An 18396-nucleotide genomic window follows, 5' to 3' on the forward strand; every position below is an offset into this window, starting at 1 on the left:
CAACCCGCCGTCGTAGCGGAGCGGGTCAAGGTGGAGCGCCGTTGACGCGCGAAGCGCTCGATGGCGACGACCTTGAGGCGCGCAGCGGAGACGGCCACAATTTTGCGGCGGGAAAGGAGGACACCCCAGCCCGAAAGGGAACCCCAGACAACAGAGGATCCCAGCCACGAATCCCCCCATCCCCGACACCATTCTTCGAGATATTTTGGGGCCGCACTGTGTGGAGATCATGGAAGCACCGCAGCTGATCAAGGTCGACCCAAACACCGGCGGGGAGCACTCTCCTTTCCCTTCTCGAAGTGGGCGGCCCTTCTGCACAGCACCACCCGTTAGGCACGGGAACTCTCCTCACACCGAACACTCCGGGCCCCAGCGCATCCATGGCGGCTTCAAGGGGCCTCCGTGTGCGTGACGGTTCCGCCACTGGAAGGATGATCAACCCCCGCACGCCCTACCCCAGCGAGGTCCACCTCAGTGCCTCCTCCCTCCACCACCCCCTCTCCCGGGCCCGCCACGCCCCTCGGCGCCCACGACCCCGTCCGCCTGGGCCCGCACCGCCTCGTCGGGCGTCTCGCCTCCGGCGGGATGGGAACCGTCTACCTAGCCCGAACCCGCTTCGGCCGCCGCGTCGCGGTCAAGGCCGTGCACCCGGAACTGGCCGACGAACCGGAGTTCCGAGCCCGGTTCGCCCGGGAGATCGGCGCCCTGCACCGGCTCCGCACGCCGTACGTCCCCCGCTACTACGGCGCCGATCCCCAGGCGGACATCCCCTGGCTGGCCACCGCCTACGTATCCGGACCGACCCTGCGCCGACAGGTGGAAGGGGTCGGCCCGCTGCGGGGAGGCGCCCTGACCGGGCTCACCTCCGGGGTGGCCGCGGCCCTGGCCGACATCCACGGGGCCGGACTGGTACACCGCGACCTCAAACCGAGCAATGTCATCCTCTCCTCCGACGGGCCCCGGGTCCTGGACTTCGGCCTCGCCCTCACGCTGGACGGCTCCGCCCGACCTCAGCGCAGCGGGGGGACGGGCACCCCCGGCTGGATCGCGCCCGAGCGCCTCCGGGGCGCACCCGCCACCGCCGCCTCCGACGTGTTCTCCTGGGGCCAGCTCGCCGCCTTCGCCGCGACCGGCCGCAACCCCTTCGGGGCCGGGAACGCGGACACCGTCTCCCAGCGGCTCCTGCGCGGTGACGTCACCCTGACCGGGGTCTCCGAGGAACTGCTCTCCTTGGTGCGCGCGGCCCTCAGCCCGACCCCGGCGCACCGCCCCGCACCGGAACGGATCCTGCAGGTCCTGACCGGCGCCCGCGACGCCCGGAACCGCTCCCGGTAGTCACGGAGGGTTCCGCGACGGCGCGGCCCCTCCGCACCCCCGCCGCCCCTGGCCACTTCCGGCCACACATTGCCCTCTGCACGCGATGCGCGACCCTCCGAGCAGAACCACGCACGCCCCATGAGCGGATACCGGCAGTGTCTGCGCTGGTCACGGCAGATTCCCGCATCCCCGCAGGCAGGGGCACCGCAGCTCGGTCCCGGCAATCCACCAGCGACTGTGGGGCGGGAGTGGCCGGTAAACACCCAGGTGGCCAACCTGTTCCGAAGGGTTATCTGAGGTCGACACCAAGGGGTGACAAGCACCCACATTCAGCACAGAATGGACGCACAAGGCCAGTGCGGACCCCCTGATGTCCGGGTTCGCCGCGACCCGGCCCGCCCCGGCGAGGCCGTTTCGGGTCCCTGGCCGCCTCACATTCCCCACCGGAGGAGCACCGGATGGAAGGCGCCCTGTCAGTGATCGCCCTGATCGCCGTGGTGGTGTCGGCCGGTGCGATCACGGTATCCGCGCACTTTCGCAAGGAGCGGGCCGCCGAACTGCGCGGGTGGGCCCGCGAACACGGGTGGGACTACACCGAGCACCACCCGCGTCCCCTGGAAGACACCACCCTGCCCCGGGCCGTTCAGGGCCGGAATCCGCGGGCCCAGCACGTCATCACCGGCCACCGCGGCCCGCATCTGGTCACCGCTTTCGAAGCCACCCACACCACGGCCCCGGCCGCGCGCCGCGCCACCGGGCAGGTCCGCCACACTTACCGCATCGTCGCCGTCCGCACCCCGGCCCCCGGAGCCGACCTCGAATTCCGCCGACGCAACCTGGCGCACACGGTGTCCTCCGGAAACCCGGGCAGCCCGGAGGAGACCGACCGGGCCTTCGCCGATGCCTTCCACACCGTCAGTGACGACGACCACTTCACCCGGGCCATTCTGGGCCACGACACCGCCTTATGGATGCTGTCGGACCCCCGGTCGCGCGCCTTCCCGGTGCGCTTCAGCGGCGGACACGTCCTGACCTGGGCGTCCATGGGGCTAGACCCGGACCGTGCCATGACCGCGGCCGACTACCTGATCGACCTGTTGGACCGGATCCCCACCCACGCGTGGGAGCGCAACGCCACCGGCCCGTGAGGCACAGCGCATTCTGATCACAACTCCGTGTACACGAACCCGAAAATGCGGCCGGTGCGGGCTGGGCGGATAAAATCCGGCTTGCCCCAACGCACAAGGAGTACGACCGAATGAGCGACCCCAACGCCACCGCGAAGATCTCCCGGGAGGACCTCTTCCGCGACGACGAAGAGGAGACCGCAAACGACCCCAACGCCACCGCGAAGATCTCCCGGGAGGACCTCTTCAAGGAGGACAAGGCCCCCAAGAGCCCGCGTGAGCAGGACTGATCAAGTCCCTACCAGAGACTGTGGAGCGCCCGCCCCGAGGAGGGGACGGGCGCTCTCGGCGTTCCGGGGACCTCGGCTGCCCGGTCCCCCCGCCTACGTGCGGTCGCGGACTGCCGCGACGATCTCGGCCACCGCCTCGTCCACCGGGACACCGTTGTTCTGCGAACCGTCGCGGTAGCGGAAGGACACGGCGTTCTTGCTGATGTCCTCGTCACCGGCCAGCAGCATGAAGGGGATCTTCTGCTTCTGGGCGTTGCGGATCTTCTTCTGCATCCGGTCGTCGCCGGCGTCGACCTCGATCCGGATCCCCTCCGCGCGCAGCTTGGCGGCGGCCTCCTGGAGGTAGGGGACGTGCTCGTCGGCGATGGGGATGCCCACCGCCTGGACCGGGGCCAGCCACGCCGGGAAGGCGCCCGCGTAGTGCTCCAGCAGGACGGCGAAGAACCGCTCGATGGACCCGAAGAGGGCGCGGTGGATCATCACCGGGCGCTGACGGGTGCCGTCGGCGGCGGTGTACTCCAGGTCGAAGCGCTCGGGCAGGTTGAAGTCCACCTGGATCGTGGACATCTGCCAGGTCCGGCCAATGGCGTCCTTGGCCTGGACGGAGACCTTCGGGCCGTAGAAGGCCGCGCCGCCCGGGTCCAGGACCAGCTCCAAGCCCTGCTTCTCGGCTGCCCGGCGCAGGGCGTCGGTGGACTCCTCCCAGTTGGCGTCGTCCCCGATGTACTTCTCCGGGTCCTTGGTGGACAGCTCCAGGTAGAAGTCCTCCAACCCGTAATCGCGCAGCAGGTCCAGCACGAAGGTGAGCAGGGAGTCGAGCTCGTCCGCCATCTGCTCCTTGGTGCAGTAGATGTGCGCGTCGTCCTGGGTGAACCCGCGGGCACGGGTGAGGCCGTGCACCACGCCCGACTTCTCGTACCGGTACACGGTGCCGAACTCGAACATGCGCAGCGGCAGCTCGCGGTAGGAGCGGCCGCGCGCGTCGAAGATCAGGTTGTGCATCGGGCAGTTCATCGGCTTCAGGTAGTAGTCCTGGCCGCCGTCGAGCTGCATGGGCGGGTACATGCCGTCCGCGTACCAGTCGAGGTGGCCCGACTTCTCGAACAGGGCGCTCTTGGTGGCGTGCGGGGAGTAGACGAACTCGTAGCCGCCCTCCTCGTGGCGCTTGCGCGAGTAGTCCTCCATCACCCGGCGGATGATGCCGCCCTTGGGATGGAAGACCGCCAGGCCGGAGCCGATCTCGTCCGGGATGGAGAACAGGTCGAGTTCGGAGCCGAGCCTGCGGTGGTCGCGCTTCTCGGCCTCCTCCAGGAAGGTCAGGTACTCCTTGAGCCGGTCCTTGTTCTCCCACGCGGTGCCGTACACGCGCTGCAGCTGCGGGTTGGTCTCCTTGCCGCGCCAGTAGGCGGCGGCGGTGCGCATGAGCTTGAACGCCGGGATCGCCTTGGTGGTGGGCACGTGCGGACCGCGGCACAGGTCCTTCCAGCACAGCTCGCCGGTGCGCGGGTGGACGTTGTCGTAGATGGTGAGCTCGCCGGCGCCGACCTCGGCGGAGGCGCCTTCGGCTGCCTCGGCGGCACCGCCCTTGAGGCCGATGAGCTCCAGCTTGTAGGGCTCTGTGGCCAGCTCGGCGTGCGCGGCCTCGTCCGAGACCGCGCGGCGGTCGAAGCGCTGCCCCTGCTTGATGATCTGCTGCATCTTCTTCTCGATGCTCTTGAGATCAGCCGGGGTGAAGGGCTCGGCCACGTCGAAGTCGTAGTAGAAGCCGTTCTCGACGGGCGGGCCGATGCCCAGCTTGGCCTCGGGGAAGAGCTCCTGGACGGCCTGGGCGAGAACGTGCGCGGTGGAGTGGCGCAGGACCGCCCGCCCCTCGTCGGAGTCGATCGCGATCGGCTCGACGGTGTCGCCGTCGGAGAGCTCGAGGGCCAGGTCTCTGGGCTCACCGTTGACCATGGCGGCGATGACCGTCCGGCCGTCCGCCTCCAGCGCCTGCCCGGCGGTAGTCGTGGCCGCCACCGCACGCGGGGTTCCGGCGAGGGTGATGTGCAGCTCAGACGCGGCGGACACGGTGACTCCTAGGGATACGTCGATGTCGTGGATACGAACCGGCCGCCGCCAACCGCGGCGAGGCCTTTCGCACCCCCGATGCTATCGGCTCAGCCGCGGGGTCGCCTCTGGTTGTCCACAGGCCGGGCGGGAGTGGGCAGAGCAAGGCCGAGTTGGACGGGATCGCCTGATTCGGCCAAGGAATTCGGCCTGACGCGCCAGCGGGCTCCCCGTGCTCTACGGGTCGGCACCGAAGCCGCGCAGAGCGGACACACCGGCCAAGAACAGAAGGTTCTGTCATGGAACGTCACGTATCCGTGGGTTTTTCCACAGGTGATGTGCCAACCATTGATCGAGTCCTCTCGATCGGTGACAATCAGCAGACATCTGACCACGCCCCCGAGTTCGACCCGAATGCAGCCAGTCGCATCGACCGAATACTGTGAGCGCATGTCACCGAGCCCACCGAACGGCCCTCCGGCCCCGGAGACATCCCCCTCTCACCATGCCCGCAGACGCCGGTGGAGGCGGCTGCGGGCACGGCTCCGCCTGTTCCGCAGACGTATGCACACACATCCGGCCCTGCACCTGCCGTGGCGCATCCTGGTGGGCACCGTGGGCACCGTCATCGCCCTCGCCGGCGTCGTCATGCTGGTGATCCCCGGCCCCGGTATCGCCTCGATCCTGCTCGGACTGGTCATCCTCAGCACCGAGTTCCGCTGGGCCCACCGGCTGCTGCGCCCCGTTCGGGTGTGGGCCCGCAAAGGCGAGAAGTGGTTCGTACGCGCCAAGAGCGACTACCTGGAGCGCCGCCGCGAGCACAAGGCCGCCAAGGCCGAGCGCCGTGGACGGAACGCTCCCCCCGGCCCGGCCGCCGAGTAGCGAGTAGGCCGGGGAGACCGCCGAAAAGGCACGGACGTTTCCCCTCCCGCGCTGCCTCCGAAACCCGCTCCTCCGCGCAGAGGCGCACGTTGCTCGGGCTTGACCGGACCAAAAACCAAAAAAGAGGGGCCGTCTCCGCGCGATACGGAGACGGCCCCTGCATTCTGTGGGCGATACTGGACTCGAACCAGTGACCTCATCGGTGTGAACGATGCGCTCTAGCCAACTGAGCTAATCGCCCCTTGGGCTGCTGCCCTGTCCGCCCTCTCGGTCGGACAAGAAAAACTCTAGCGCATGTTCGGGAGTGGTCAACGCACCCGAACCCGCCCAGCGGCCCCACAGGCAGGTGACAGAGGTCACACAACGCGATCAGCCGGGCCCAAAGGATTCCTTTGCCGCCCGCGATCCCCGCAATGAGTAGGAGTTCCCGCCCTCGTGAACCCTCCCGAGACGACCGCGGATTGACCTGCGCGTGACACGGGACACCCATCATGGGGAAATCTTTGGTTTCTCCTGGTCATTACAGTGACGAAGGATCGTGGTGCCGCCCAGCGGCGCGCTGGCCCCGCTGGGCGGGCAGCGAGACCTCCGGTCCCACCGACCAAGAAAGTCTCCGTACTCACGTCATAGTCCGCGGGTAACCGCGTTGGAGCGAGTGAGACGGCAACCGGCCCGTGACCCAGGACTACTGGGCCGGACGAGAAAAGGTTTGGCGAACATGAACAGTAGCGACACCACTGCCACCGCCGAGCTGGGCCTGCGACTCGTGGTCCCGGAGCGCACCTCGGTTCCCCTGGTCGCACAACTCGACTACAGCTCTGACGACCCTTACGCGATCCGCGTCGCCTTCCACACCGGCGAGGACAACCCCGTCGAGTGGATCTTCGCGCGCGAGCTCCTCACCGTGGGCATCGTGCGCCCGGTCGGCGAAGGCGACGTCCGCGTGTGGCCCTCCAAGGACGAGAGCGGAGACCGCTCCGTCAGCATGGCGCTCTCCTCGCCCTTCGGCCAGGCCGAGTTCGACACCCAGGTCTCGCCGCTGGCCGAGTTCCTCCACCGCACCTACGAGATCGTCCCGGCCGGGCAGGAAGCCCAGTTCGTGGACCTCGACGAGGAGATCCAGCAGCACCTCCACTCCTGAGGCCTGTTCTTGGAGTATTCCGCACTCACGCCCAGAGGCGGCATGGACGCCATGGGGGGACGGCGCCTGGGCGCCGTCCCCCCATAACCTGTTCTCCGGCTACCGCCCGGTTCTCCGCGCACCGCAGCAGCCGAGGAGCCGCTCACGGCGCGAAGGCCGTCACGGGTCCAGGTCCGCCGCGGAGCGCTCGGCGAACACCGCCATGGCCTTCGCAGTCACCGGCCCCGGCTCCGCCGACACCCGCAGCTCGTCGATGTGCAGGATCGACTGCACGTCGCGGCCGGTCGAGGTCAGGAACGCCTCGGTGATGTCCGGGAGCCGCTCCATCGGAACGTCCTCTTCCTCACCGCCGAACCACTCCAGCACGAGCTCCCGGGTGATCCCCGCCAGCGGACCCGCTGACAGCGCGGGGGTGACGAGCCTGCCGTCGAGTACCACGAAGATGTTGCTGCCCGTGCCCTCGCACAGGTTGCCGCTGATGTTGCGGAAGATCGCCTCGGATCCGCCCCGCTCGCGCGCGTAGGCCAGGGCGCGCACGTTGTCGGCGTATGAAGTGGTCTTCAGCCCAGCCAGCGCACCGAATTCGTTGCGCGGCCAAGGGGCGAGGGCCACGTCCGTGGCCGGCGCGATCGCGGGGAAGGGTCCCAGCGCCACGATCACGGTCTGTTCACCCTCGGCGCGGTCCGAACCGAGCGGTCCGGTACCGTCCGTGACGGTGATCCGCACCCGGGCGTCGGTCAGCTCCGGGTTGGCCGCCACGGCCCGGGCGACGCCGTCCGCGACCAGGTCCAGGTCGGGCTCGTCCATGCCCAGGCCGCGCGCCGAGCGGGCCAGGCGCTTCAGGTGCCGGGTGAGCGCGAACGGCCTGCCGTTCTGCGCGCGCACCGTCTCGAAGACCCCGTCTCCAACGGTGATGCCGTGGTCGGCCACCGGGATGCGCGCGTCCTCCTGTTCCAGCACGGCTCCGCGGCCGTAGCCGGCGCCGGCGATCCACACCCTCATTCCAACCCCCACACTCTCGAAGGCCCCTGGTAGGGCCGGTACTTCCGCGAATCCTCCCACTGTCGGCCGCCTTCTCGCCCGGTGATCCGCCACCTCCGCCGTACCCGCAGCGCCCCGCCTTGGCAAGTCCCCTGTCCAGCACCGGCCGCTGGTCCGGTCGGTCCGTTCCCGTCACCCTTGCGTCACCACTGGTCACAGCGCATGGCCTCCAAGAGTGGCCCACCCGGAAGACACGGAGGCGAACGGACAGATAAGTTACGAATGGCTATCATCTGGGCAACGCTTACGCGGGGCCGGTGATAGCCGCCCCGAGCCGCCTCCCCCCGGCCGGTGCACGCGACGTGTCCCGCAACGCGCGTGTGCCAGTCGCGCACGTCCCACCTCAGACAGAGCAAAGAGAGACATGACCCCACCGAGCACCGCCCGCGGCGAACTCAGCTGGCTGCTGGACGACCTCCTGACGCGGGCCACCGGCACGCAGCACGCCATCGTCCTGTCCACCGACGGCCTCCTCATGGCCACCTCCAGCGAACTCGACCGCCCGGCCGCCGAGCACCTCTCCGCGATCGCCTCAGGGCTCCACAGCCTCGCGGGAGGCGCGAGCAAGCAGTTCTCCGCCGGCAACATCCGGCAGAGCATCATCGAGATGGACCGCGCCTTCCTCTTCGTGGCCGCCGCCGGTGAGGGCGCCTGCATGGCACTCATGTCGGACGCCGACAGCGACGTGGGCCTGATCGCCTACGAGATGAACAAGGTGATCGAGAGGGTCGGGCAGTACCTCTCCGCACCGCCCCGGCCCGACATGCCCTCCTCCGCCCACCTGGAGTAGGCGCCACTGCCACGGCGGGCCACCAGGCCTGCCAAGGCAGCGCGCTGACCGTTGGGAAGGCCGATTTCGCACTTCCCCCAACATCCGCTAGAGTTCTTAACGCAGCGAGGGACGCGGCACCGGGAAGACCGGGGCCCGCCCCACATTCGCCGCGCGGACGTAGCTCAGCTGGTAGAGCATCACCTTGCCAAGGTGAGGGTCGCGGGTTCGAATCCCGTCGTCCGCTCGAACGATTCGCATCGCGCCGCCTCAGGTGGCACAATCGGATCGGGCCTGGGAGCACATCCCAGACCACGCGGACGTAGCTCAGCTGGTAGAGCATCACCTTGCCAAGGTGAGGGTCGCGGGTTCGAATCCCGTCGTCCGCTCGGAGAATGGCACGCATGGGTGCCGCTCGGCTCCCCGTGCTCCTGCCGGAGTGGCCGAGTGGTTGAGGCAAGGGACTGCAAATCCCTGCACACGGGTTCGATTCCCGTCTCCGGCTCCACGCGCACCATAATTCCATAGGGGCGATTAGCTCAGTTGGCTAGAGCACTACCTCGACACGGTAGGGGTCACAGGTTCGAGTCCTGTATCGCCCACAAGCAGCACCGCAGGTCAGAAAGTTATCTGGCTGTAGCGGCGAAGATGATCATCCCGCCTCGGGAGATAACTGGGAGATCGACTTCGAAGCGGGTTCCTCCGGGAGCCCGCTTTCGCTGCTTCTACGGTTGTGCTCTTCGAGGATCGGCGCCATACGGAACAGCCGGTCCCGCTCCCGGTAGGTGAGAGCGTCCACACTCCGCCGCCACCGGTTCTCCCGCACCCTGAGTACGCTCTTCCCCATCTCCATGCCGTTTCGGTGCTTTCTACGCACCCCGAGGTGGAAGGGGACGCCGCCGCGCGGGTCCAGCGCCGCGACTCGCTGCCCCGGAGCCGGGCACCGCTCGCAGCGGTTTCGACTCCTGGGCCCTGGCGGCAGCCGACTGCCGCCAGGGCGAGCAGGAAATGTAGCAGGGGCCGAGCTGCTTCAGTCCATCTCTCGTTCGAGGTGAACGCGGAAGCTGCGCGCGGGTCGACCCGTGAGGCGCTGGACGGTGTCGGTGGTACGGTCCTCCGCCCCCTCGGCGATGGCACGGTCCATGCCAGCCAGCATCGAGGCGAACTCCAGCGGCACCTGCGCCGTGAGGCGGTCGCGCATCTGCTCGTAGGACAGGCGGTGGTGGTCCACGGGTCGGCCGGTGACCTGGGTGATGGTGGCGGCAATGTCGTCGTAGCTGAGCGCCTCCGGCCCGGTGAGGACGAGACCGGTGTTGGGGGCGTGTTCATCGGTCAGAGCATGGACAGCGACGGCCGCGATGTCCTCAGCATCGACGAATCCGACCCGGCCACTCCCGGCCGCGGACCAGATGGTGCCTTCTTCACGGATGCTCACGGCATGCGCGTGCGTGCCGGTGAAGTTCTGCATGAACCACGAGGGCCGCAGCACCGCCCACTGTTCGAACAGATCGGGCAGGGCCTGGTGCACTGTTCCCACCGCCGGGCCGCCCTCGGGGATGGCCGAGGAACTGAGGAGTACCGCACGGTGCACGCCGGCGGCGTGGGCTTGGCGGAGAAACGGCAACATGACCGCGGCCGGGTCGGCGTCGCCTACGGGCGGTATCAGGTAGACGCGGTCGGCTCCGTCGAGGGCGGCGGCGTGGGTGGCGGGTTCGTACCAGTCGAATGCGACCGGCTCCGCGCCGGGGACGCTGACGGCGCGACGGCTGGCGGCTTTGGCGCGGTGGCCAGCGGCTGACAGCTGCGCCGCGGTGCGGCTGCCTGTGGTGCCAGTGGCGCCGATGACCAAAGTGGTTCCGGTGGTTGTCATCGGTTGCTCCTGGTGAAATCGGTACCGGGTTCGCGGACGGCGAGGGGGTTCCAGTAGTCGCGGTAGGAGGCGAAGTGCCCGTCCCGGACTGTTACGACGGCGATGTAGGTCATGTCGAAGGGGCGGTCGGACTCCACCAGGCGGCCGACGCCGCGCATCTCGACCACGATGGTCTCGGGATCGGTGGTCTGGTGGATCCGCAGTTCGGGGAAGTCATGGAGGTCGATGTGGTCCGGGTAATGGCGCATGTACGCGGCGATGGCCTCCCTGCCCTCCAGGCGCTTCGGCCAGCCGTCAGGGGCGAAGGGAAACTCCATGGAGCCGTCCTCGGCCCACAGGGCGACCCACGCGGGAATGTCCTTGTCCAGCAACAGCCGCAGGCTTTGGCGGTAGAGGTCCGCCGGAGAAGTCGATGCAGACACGGGTATCCTCCATCTCATGGAATACGGACCTTGGGTCCGCTTTAACGATACGGACCATGGGTCCGCTTTGCAAACGGAGGTGCCGCATGCCCGAGCGCAAACCCCGCAAGGATGCCGCCCGTAACCGGCAGGCCGTCCTCGCGGCCGCCGACGATCTCTTCTCCCGCTGCGAGAGCCCGGAAGGCGTCACCCTGGCCTCCATCGCAGCGGAGGCCGGCGTCGGCAAGGGCACGCTCTTCCGGGCCTTCGGCGACCGCACCGGACTGGTGCGCGCGCTATACCAAGCGCGGTTGGAACCGGTCAGGGAGGCCGTTGAAACCGGGCCTCCGCCCATGGGCCCAGGGACTCCGCCGCAGCAGCGCGTACCTGCCCTGCTCGACACCCTCCTGTGCTTCAAACTCGACAACCGCCCCCTCATGCTCGTCCTGGAGGAAAGCGGCAGCAGCAGCCCCTACCAGGCGGATCACTACGAGCGTTGGCACAGCCTGCTGGACACCATGCTGGGGCAGATCCCCGGCCTGACCGACAGCGGCTTCACCGCTCACGCCCTGCTCGCAGCCACCCGGGCCGATCTTGTCGAGCATCTGGCCGGGCACGAGGGTATGCCGCGCGAAAGGATGCGGGCTCAGTTGGCGGAGTTCACTGCCAGAGTCCTGGGCTCCCACCCGGTGCGGGCCCTGGCGAACGAGGGCTGATCGAGGGCCGGGGAGCCGAAAACCGATGGTTGTTCGCTGAGCTACTGATCTTTGATGTTGGCCTTGACGGATGTCGGCGCCTGTCGCGCCATAAGGCACGGAGACCCCAGAACCCTCGTGTTCCGAAAGAACTCCACGACCGTCGGATGAGCGCCGCGGTCCTGTTCGCGTCCGGCACAGCACGGCAGCTCAGACGTGGTACCGGTCGAAATATCGGCACCAGGTTACTGATTCACCACGGCGTCGTGGATACGGTTCACGTGTTGCCTCCGTCCGGTGCGCCTGTCGGGGCGGAACGATGTGCGGAACCCGCCTTCCCCGGCTTCCCCTCGTCCGACGATCCCCGGGGTTCGGTCTCCGAGTGTGCTGTTGGCCTGTTGCGCAGTAGCGCGGCGAGCACCGCGGCGACGGGGGTGGCCAGGAACAGGCCCGCGACACCGCCGAGGATCCCGCCCGTGGTGAGGGCGATCAGGACTACGGCCGACGGCAGCTCCAGGGCCTGGCCGTAGATCCGCGGGGCGAAGACGTTGCTTTCCAACTGCTGCACGATGATCACGGCTGCGAGCACGATCAGCGCCACGATCCAGTTCTCGGTCACCAAGGCGACGAGAACGGAGATGAGACCGCTCAGGAACGCGCCGATAACCGGGAGGAAGGCGCCCACGAAGGTGAGCACGATCAGCGGAACCGCCAGGCCGGTGTCGAGGAAGATCAGAAGCACGATGCCGATACCGAGGGCGTCGAAGAGGCCCACCAAAGCCACGCCGCGCACGTAGCGGCCCATCACCCCGTATGTGACCCGACCGGTGTGTCGGAAGGCCGGGCGGGAGCGGGACGGCAGGAGGGCGGCGACCCAGTCCATGAGCTTGTCGCCCGAATGCACGAAGTAGATGGTCAGGACGATGATCAGCACGATACCGAGAACGACTCGGGTCACCGCGGTCGTCGCGGTCCAAGCACCGGTGAGGATCTGGTCGGTGTTGTCCGTGACCCGGGACCGAATCTGGTCCCAGGCGTTCTCGATCACGTCCGTGAGCAGCGCGGGATCTATCCCGAAGGGCAGGTCCAGGGTCTGGAGTTGCACGACCGCCTGGTTGACGCTGTCCACCAGGTCCTCGAAACTCGCGGCTGCCGGGGTCACGATCAAGGTGACGGCAAGGGTGTACACCGTAAGAGCGACCAGCAGGGTGATCGCCGTGGACGATCCCCGGCCGAACCCGCGGGGCTTGACCGGATTGGGACGGCGCAACCAGTTGGCCAGCGGCATCAGCAGCGCTGTGAGGAAGACCGCGATGATCACCGGGAGCGTGACCACCGACAGGTGGGTTAGCGCGTAGACCAGCAGGCCCGCCACCACACCGATGACCAGCAACCGCCAGGCCGCGTCGCTCACGGTCCGCAGGAGGTCATCGGCCCGCGCGTCGTCCTCGGTCTCCGGGACCCCGTCGGCGGCCTCGGGCTCGTCCTGCTCGGCACGGGCCCTACGGGCGGCGTTCCACTTGCTCTTCAGTTTCCCTGCTCCCGGCCACTGGGGTCGCACATGGGCTCCGTTCTCTGAGCGGTGCGGGAACGTCCGGGAGAGGCTCGTGGGGTTCGGGCCACTCAGTCGTCATCCGCGCGGTGTGTGGTCATTGCGTGCCTCCTTCGAGGCCCTGGCCCGTGCTGAAGAGGTCGACGGTCCTCTCCCCGACCATGGTCGCGAGCGCACTGGCCCCGTGGCCCTGTCGGGAGCGCCGAGACCTCCACGGCTCTCAGGCCCGCCAGGTCGAATACACGCAACCCGGGGTCGGCCACCGTGCCGACAGCGTCGGCCGACGCCGGGTGGTACAGAGTCTGCCCGGACCTGTGTGTCCAGGCCGGGAGGTCGGACTCGAAGCCCGAGACCGGCGTGTCGCCGTCCGGCACCGCGGTGGATGCCAGCCACCTGACCGATGTCCGCGCACTGAGGCGCAGCCTAGTATGCGGGCATGAACAAGACCTCCCAGACGGCTGCCCGCGTCACGAGCCAGCCTCCGAACTTCCAGAACCCGAACGCCGGCCTGGTGGTATCCAGCGCATGGGTCCTGGGGACGCCGGAGCGTCAACACGCCGCCGCACACGCCGTGGTGGAGTCCTGGCGCTCCCGCCACTGGCCGCCGGGGCTGCACTCCTACAGCATCCTCATCGGTACCGACGGGTCCACGCTGCGCCACTACTCCCGGTGGGACGGTGAACAGGCGTTCGCGCAATTCCAGGCGCGTGAGCAGGACGAGCAGGGCACACCCGTCGACGACGCCGTCCCCGGCATCGACCGCCAAGGGCTCCAGCGCTACCGGCCGTACCGCGGCACCCAAGCAACCGAACCCGCTGTGGATCCAGAGACCGTCGTCATCGTGACCGGCACCTTCGCCCACAGTGCCGAGATCGAATCCTTCGTCGACGGCATGCTCGACTCCGACACCCCGGAGGACGAACCCACCGGCACCGACGGCCTCGTGTCGGCCCACTTCCACGTGAGCCTCGACGGCGCAGGACTCCTCAACTACGCCCAGTGGACCGACGACACGGCCTACCGGAAGGGCATGGGGCTGGGCAGCGACGACCCGCTCCCCCCAGGGGTAGGGACGTTCCGGCTCCACGCGACCCTGCTACCTGGGGGTTGAACCGGAGGCGACGCCATCTGCCCGGCCGCCAAGAGTAAGGCGTTCGACAAGGCGATGACCGAGAACCCCGAACTCGAGGCGGCCGCCGGCGCGGCCAACCCGATGGGCCGGATCGGCGACGCGTACGCGGACATCGCTCCCGTCGCGGTCTTCCTCGCGAGCGAGGACAGCCGCTACCTGACCGGAAACACGCTCTTCGTCGACGGGGGCAGCCACATCAACGGCGTCGCGTGGGCACCCGACCTCGACGCCGACCGAACGTGACGCCGCTGAGTACAGCTCACGGCACGTGAAGCACATGTCCCCGGTCAGGTCAGGCGGGAGGTGAAGCGGCCCTCCGACCGGGCCGCCACCACCGCTCCGGCGATCGACGTGGCGATCAGGGCCGCCCACAGCAGTCGAGCCGCCAGGATGTGCAGGCCGCCGAGCCAGGGAAACAGGAGGGCCGGAACCAGCGTGGCGGCCGCCACGCCGAGAACCACCGCCCACCACATCCCCGCGTGCGGCGGCACCGGTGGATCGGCGGGCGGGCGACCGTGCCAGCGCGGCAGCAGACGCCGGGAGCCGACGGCGACGGCCATCGCGGCGACGGCGAGCGTGCCCACCACGCCGGAGGTGTACTGGGCCAGCTGGTACCAGGGCAGGCCGGCCACGGCCTCCTCCGCCATACCGGGCCACAGGCGCGGCGCTCCGGTGTCGTGGGTGAAGAAGTCCCAGAGGATGTGCGAGGCTGCGCCCAACAGCGCCGAGGAGAGCGTCACCCACGAGCGGTGGCTGACCGCGGCACAGCCCGCGTAGTCGCGGATGCGCAGTACGCCCAGGTCCGGCAGGTAGGCGGCGCCCCGGAGGGCGAAGCGCCGCAGCAGCCAGGACACGGCCAGCGTGACCGGCAGGCACCAGTACAGCAGCGCAGCGGGGGTGTGCGAGGGGATCTCGATCCAGGGAATGAAGGCGTAGGCCAGATCGGGGGAGACGGAGCCGACCACCAGGGCCACCCCGTCGAAGCCCCGCGGCCAGCGCAGCTTCACTACCGCCACCGCTTGGTGCGCGGGAACTGTCACCGGCATGCAGGGATTCTAGGCCCTCGGGCCCGGCGGGCATGGCATAGTCCGCACCATGGCCGAGGACGATCTGCCGGAGTGGTTGCCGGGGTGGTGCCTGGAGCACCTGGGCGCGGCACCCGCCGATGCGCTGTTCCGGACGCGGAGCATCTCAACGGTGTTCGGCCTCCGGTTGGCCGACGGCACGGAGGCTGTCGTCAAGGCGCGCGAGGACGACGGGCGGGCCGTGTCGTGCGTCGCGGCCCAGGCGCGGTTGGCCGAGCGCGGGCTTCCGTGCGCCCGGCCGCGCACGCCGGTGACCGGGGTCGGTTCACTGGCAGTGCACGCCGAGGAGTACCGCCCCGGTGGCGACGTGCTGCGCGGGGACTCGCCGGGCGCGGCCGTGCGCTACGCGGAGGTGTTCGCCCGGCTGATGGCCGCACTGGCCGACGTGGCCGTCGCACCGCCCCTGCCGAACCCGCGCTGGGCGCGCTGGGACCACACGGATCCCGGAGTGTGGCCGACGGTCGGGTTCCTCGACGCGCAGGACCAGGGCGCCGTACCCGCGTATGTCGTCGACACGGCCGAGCGGGTCCGCGGGCGGCTCCTGGCCGCCGACCTGCCGTGCGTTCTCGGCCACGCCGATTTCGAGGCGCAGAACGTGCGGTGGCGCGGCCGCGATGTGTGGGCGGTGCACGACTGGGACAGCCTGGCCTGGCAACCGGAGGCGGCGTTGGCGGGGGCGGCTAGCGGGGCGTTCCCCAGCACTGGGCCGTCCACGCTGGCGCCGGTCGAGAGTTCCGAGGCGTTCCTGGCCGCCTACCAGGACGTCCGGGGGCGCCTGTTCACTGCCGCGGAGCAGGAGGTCGCTTGGGCGGCCAGTCTGTGGGCGGCGGCGCACAACACCCGATGGGAGGCGCTGCACGGCGACGCGCCGCTGTCCGGCGCCCCGCTCCGGGCGCAGGCGGCCGAACGCCTCCGCCGGGGCGGCGCCTAGGAACCGTGTCCGTGGCCCCCGCCACAGCCTGAAAGGGCGAATCTGCCCTCCGGTTGCGAGTATTCTCGCCCGGAGACTTCGGCCCCTCCTTCACCTGGGACTTCTCGACGATCTCGCAGCGCACGAGGGGCCACGAAGGTGTCCAACGCGGCCGCTCCCGGTTGAGGGCCGACAACGTTCGCGTCGCGGAGTCACTCCGCGGTGCTGCTTCCCACACTTCCCTGGGCCCGGCGACGGTCGTCTCGGTGACGACCGTCGCGTTCTGCTGCACGGCCCGCACACGGCACGAAAGGCGAGTCACCGGACACGCACGTCTGAGAGACCTCCCGAAACCCTCGCGCCCCATCCTTTCGAACAGGAAGTTCGCGCCCTTGAAATCCATCCCCGGCGCCTGGACAGCCGAAGACCTCGGTTCGCTGCCGTACAAGACACCGCGCGGTGTGACACCACTTCGTGCGCTCCGCGTCGCGAGAGAAGAGTCGACCCATGAATGACGCCACGACCGCCCGTAGAACCGTCGGGGTGGTCTTCTGGGCCTCCCTCTCCATCTCGGCACTGTTCGTGGCCTGGGGAGTCGTGGCCCCGGACCACCAGATGGCGTCCATGAGCACAGCCCTGGACTGGGTCACCGGCAGGTTCGGCTGGGCGTACCTGCTACTCCCCCTCCTGCTCCTGGCGCTCCTGGTCGGGCTGGCCTGCAGCCGCTACGGACGCGTCCGGCTGGGCTCAGACGACGACCGGCCCGAGTTCGCCACACATACCTGGATCGCCATGATCCTGTGCGCCGTGATGGGCATCGGCCTGGTCTCCTACGGCGTCGCCGAACCGATCTCGCACTTCGCCACGCCGCCCCACGACCTGGCCGAGCCGGGAACACCCCAGGCGGCGGTCCTCGCACTCCAGTACTCCTTCTACGACTGGGGGCTGCACGCGTGGGCGATCTTCGCGATCTTCGGCCTGGCACTGGGCTACTCGATGTACCGCAAGAAGCGCCCCGGGTTGGTCAGCACCCTGTTCCGACCGCTGCTGGGTCGGCACGCCGACGGCCCGGCCGGCAAGGCCATCGACGTCTTCACGGTCTTCGCCACCCTGTTCGGGACCACGACCTCGCTCGGTCTGGGAGCCCTGCAGATCGACAACGGCCTGAACCGCCTCCTGGGCACCCCCACCGGGACCACCACCCAGGTCGTCATCGTGGTCGTGGTCACGGTCCTGTTTAGCCTCTCGGCCGCGTCGGGCGTCAAGCGGGGCATCCGCTACACCAGCGAGATCAACCTCTCGGTCGCCTCGCTGCTCTTCGTGTTCGTGCTCTTCCTCGGCCCGACGGCCTTCCTGATCTCGCTGTTCCTGGAGTCCATCGGCCAGTACGGCAACGAGTTCCTCCTGATGAGCCTGCGCGGCGCCGCTTTCGGTGACACCGAGTGGATGCAGGGCTGGACCTACTTCATGATGGCCTGGTGGGTGTCCTGGGGCGCCTTCGTCGGCGTGTTCCTGGCGCGCATCTCGCGCGGGCGCACCATCCGGCAGTTCATCCTGGTCGTCCTGGGCATGCCCAGCCTGGCCTTCTTCACCTGGTTCTCGGTGTTCGGCGGTTCGGCGATCGAGCTGGACATGAACCACGGCACGGACATCGCGGGCGCCACCGCGCAGGAGATCAACAGCGCCTTCTTCGCGACCCTGGCCGAGTTCCCCCTCCCCACGGTCACGGCGGCGCTGGTGGTGATCCTGGCGGTGCTCTTCTTCGTCTCGGGCGCCGACGCGAACACCTACGTGCTGAGCATGCTCACCACGCGCGGCTCCCTCGCGCCCCGGACGCCGATCCTGCTGCTGTGGGGCGCGATGACAGGGGCCCTGGCGATCATCCTCCTGTACTCGGGCGGGCTCAACGCGCTGCAACAGACGGTCATCGTCACGTCAGCGCCCTTCCTCGTCGTCATCGTGGGCGTGGTCGTGTCCTTCCTGCGCGACCTGAGGACCGAAGGGACGGTGGAAGCGGCCGACCCACCGCGGCAACCGGCACAGGCGGAATTGGAAGCCACCGTGTGACCACGGCGGTCGGCGCTCCCGCACTGCTCGCGGAGCGCCGACCGCACCTCCCGCTCCACTGCCGCCCGCGT

The 18396-nt window shown here is 69.0% G+C and carries 18 protein-coding genes and 5 tRNA genes; 15 read left to right on the forward strand and 8 right to left on the reverse strand.

Translation table 11 applies throughout. The annotated features are described in order from the left end of the window. Positions 1 to 474: 474 nt before the first annotated feature. From ACYVD1_RS29510 to ACYVD1_RS29520, 3 genes are all read left to right on the forward strand, one after another. Entirely contained in the window at positions 475 to 1335 is an 861-nt protein-coding gene (locus tag ACYVD1_RS29510) for a serine/threonine-protein kinase (RefSeq protein WP_460777791.1), read from the forward strand. Positions 1336 to 1775: 440 nt separating this feature from the next. After that, the gene (locus tag ACYVD1_RS29515) at positions 1776 to 2465 is read left to right on the forward strand and encodes a hypothetical protein (protein WP_460777792.1); all 690 of its coding nucleotides are present in this window, start codon (positions 1776 to 1778) and stop codon (positions 2463 to 2465) included. A 110-nt stretch (positions 2466 to 2575) separates the two neighbouring features. Continuing rightward, positions 2576 to 2734 carry a hypothetical protein gene (locus ACYVD1_RS29520; RefSeq protein WP_460777793.1) on the forward strand — a complete coding sequence of 53 codons (159 nt, stop codon included), beginning with the start codon at positions 2576 to 2578 and terminating at the stop codon, positions 2732 to 2734. 93 nt (positions 2735 to 2827) lie between these two features. Here ACYVD1_RS29520 and thrS read toward each other — a convergent pair whose 3' ends face one another. Next, positions 2828 to 4801, reverse strand: a complete 1974-nt coding sequence (gene thrS / locus ACYVD1_RS29525; protein ID WP_460777794.1) for a threonine--tRNA ligase — start codon at positions 4799 to 4801, stop codon at positions 2828 to 2830. Between the two features lie 543 nt (positions 4802 to 5344). Here thrS and ACYVD1_RS29530 point away from each other — a divergent pair. Beyond that, on the forward strand, positions 5345 to 5662 hold the full coding sequence (locus ACYVD1_RS29530; RefSeq protein ID WP_460777795.1) for a PGPGW domain-containing protein: 318 nt from the start codon (positions 5345 to 5347) through the stop codon (positions 5660 to 5662). A 167-nt stretch (positions 5663 to 5829) separates the two neighbouring features. Here ACYVD1_RS29530 and ACYVD1_RS29535 read toward each other — a convergent pair. After that, a tRNA-Val gene (locus ACYVD1_RS29535) sits at positions 5830 to 5903 on the reverse strand. 477 nt (positions 5904 to 6380) lie between these two features. On the opposite strand from ACYVD1_RS29535, the gene ACYVD1_RS29540 reads away from it, so the two are divergent. Continuing rightward, on the forward strand, positions 6381 to 6803 hold the full coding sequence (locus ACYVD1_RS29540; RefSeq protein ID WP_460777796.1) for an SsgA family sporulation/cell division regulator: 423 nt from the start codon (positions 6381 to 6383) through the stop codon (positions 6801 to 6803). A 159-nt stretch (positions 6804 to 6962) separates the two neighbouring features. Here ACYVD1_RS29540 and ACYVD1_RS29545 read toward each other — a convergent pair whose 3' ends face one another. Further along, on the reverse strand, positions 6963 to 7805 hold the full coding sequence (locus ACYVD1_RS29545) for an aminotransferase class IV (protein WP_460777797.1): 843 nt from the start codon (positions 7803 to 7805) through the stop codon (positions 6963 to 6965). Positions 7806 to 8208: 403 nt separating this feature from the next. Between ACYVD1_RS29545 and ACYVD1_RS29550 the strand changes: the two genes are divergently transcribed. The 5 genes from ACYVD1_RS29550 to ACYVD1_RS29570 all read left to right on the forward strand — a co-directional run bounded on the left by ACYVD1_RS29550 (position 8209) and on the right by ACYVD1_RS29570 (position 9215). Continuing rightward, positions 8209 to 8634, forward strand: a complete 426-nt coding sequence (locus ACYVD1_RS29550) for a roadblock/LC7 domain-containing protein (RefSeq protein ID WP_460777798.1) — start codon at positions 8209 to 8211, stop codon at positions 8632 to 8634. A 153-nt stretch (positions 8635 to 8787) separates the two neighbouring features. Then, a tRNA-Gly gene (locus ACYVD1_RS29555) sits at positions 8788 to 8860 on the forward strand. Positions 8861 to 8929: 69 nt separating this feature from the next. Continuing rightward, positions 8930 to 9002, forward strand: a tRNA-Gly gene (locus ACYVD1_RS29560). A gap of 44 nt (positions 9003 to 9046) precedes the next feature. Beyond that, a tRNA-Cys gene (locus tag ACYVD1_RS29565) sits at positions 9047 to 9121 on the forward strand. Between the two features lie 20 nt (positions 9122 to 9141). Then, a tRNA-Val gene (locus ACYVD1_RS29570) sits at positions 9142 to 9215 on the forward strand. 428 nt (positions 9216 to 9643) lie between these two features. On the opposite strand, the gene ACYVD1_RS29575 is transcribed toward ACYVD1_RS29570, so the two are convergent. Next, entirely contained in the window at positions 9644 to 10483 is an 840-nt protein-coding gene (locus ACYVD1_RS29575; RefSeq protein WP_460777799.1) for an NmrA family NAD(P)-binding protein, read from the reverse strand. Then, on the reverse strand, positions 10480 to 10905 hold the full coding sequence (locus ACYVD1_RS29580) for a nuclear transport factor 2 family protein (RefSeq protein WP_460777800.1): 426 nt from the start codon (positions 10903 to 10905) through the stop codon (positions 10480 to 10482). The genes ACYVD1_RS29575 and ACYVD1_RS29580 overlap by 4 nt, the downstream gene beginning before the upstream one ends. An 86-nt stretch (positions 10906 to 10991) precedes the next feature. Here ACYVD1_RS29580 and ACYVD1_RS29585 point away from each other — a divergent pair, with 86 nt between their 5' ends. Then, positions 10992 to 11600 carry a TetR/AcrR family transcriptional regulator gene (locus ACYVD1_RS29585; RefSeq protein WP_460777801.1) on the forward strand — a complete coding sequence of 203 codons (609 nt, stop codon included), beginning with the start codon at positions 10992 to 10994 and terminating at the stop codon, positions 11598 to 11600. Positions 11601 to 11856: 256 nt separating this feature from the next. Here the strand turns inward: ACYVD1_RS29585 and ACYVD1_RS29590 are convergent, their stop codons facing one another. After that, a complete protein-coding gene (locus ACYVD1_RS29590) occupies positions 11857 to 13140 on the reverse strand; it encodes an AI-2E family transporter (RefSeq protein ID WP_460777802.1) in 1284 nt (427 codons plus the stop codon). Between the two features lie 62 nt (positions 13141 to 13202). Continuing rightward, the gene (locus tag ACYVD1_RS29595; RefSeq protein ID WP_460777803.1) at positions 13203 to 13505 is read right to left on the reverse strand and encodes a hypothetical protein; all 303 of its coding nucleotides are present in this window, start codon (positions 13503 to 13505) and stop codon (positions 13203 to 13205) included. A 62-nt stretch (positions 13506 to 13567) separates the two neighbouring features. Here ACYVD1_RS29595 and ACYVD1_RS29600 point away from each other — a divergent pair, with 62 nt between their 5' ends. Further along, a complete protein-coding gene (locus tag ACYVD1_RS29600) occupies positions 13568 to 14242 on the forward strand; it encodes a hypothetical protein (RefSeq protein ID WP_460777804.1) in 675 nt (224 codons plus the stop codon). Between the two features lie 15 nt (positions 14243 to 14257). Further along, positions 14258 to 14506, forward strand: coding sequence for an SDR family oxidoreductase (locus ACYVD1_RS29605; protein ID WP_460777822.1), 249 nt, complete (start codon positions 14258 to 14260; stop codon positions 14504 to 14506). Positions 14507 to 14550: 44 nt separating this feature from the next. On the opposite strand, the gene ACYVD1_RS29610 is transcribed toward ACYVD1_RS29605, so the two are convergent. Beyond that, entirely contained in the window at positions 14551 to 15309 is a 759-nt protein-coding gene (locus tag ACYVD1_RS29610) for a DUF4184 family protein (protein ID WP_460777805.1), read from the reverse strand. A 49-nt stretch (positions 15310 to 15358) separates the two neighbouring features. Between ACYVD1_RS29610 and ACYVD1_RS29615 the strand changes: the two genes are divergently transcribed. Both ACYVD1_RS29615 and ACYVD1_RS29620 read left to right on the forward strand, forming a co-directional pair. After that, a complete protein-coding gene (locus ACYVD1_RS29615) occupies positions 15359 to 16279 on the forward strand; it encodes an aminoglycoside phosphotransferase/kinase family protein (RefSeq protein ID WP_460777806.1) in 921 nt (306 codons plus the stop codon). 486 nt (positions 16280 to 16765) lie between these two features. Continuing rightward, positions 16766 to 18325 (forward strand): BCCT family transporter, encoded by a 1560-nt coding sequence (locus tag ACYVD1_RS29620; protein ID WP_460777807.1) that lies wholly within the window; start codon positions 16766 to 16768, stop codon positions 18323 to 18325. Positions 18326 to 18396 lie beyond the last annotated feature (71 nt).

The organism is Nocardiopsis nanhaiensis, from assembly GCF_054778635.1.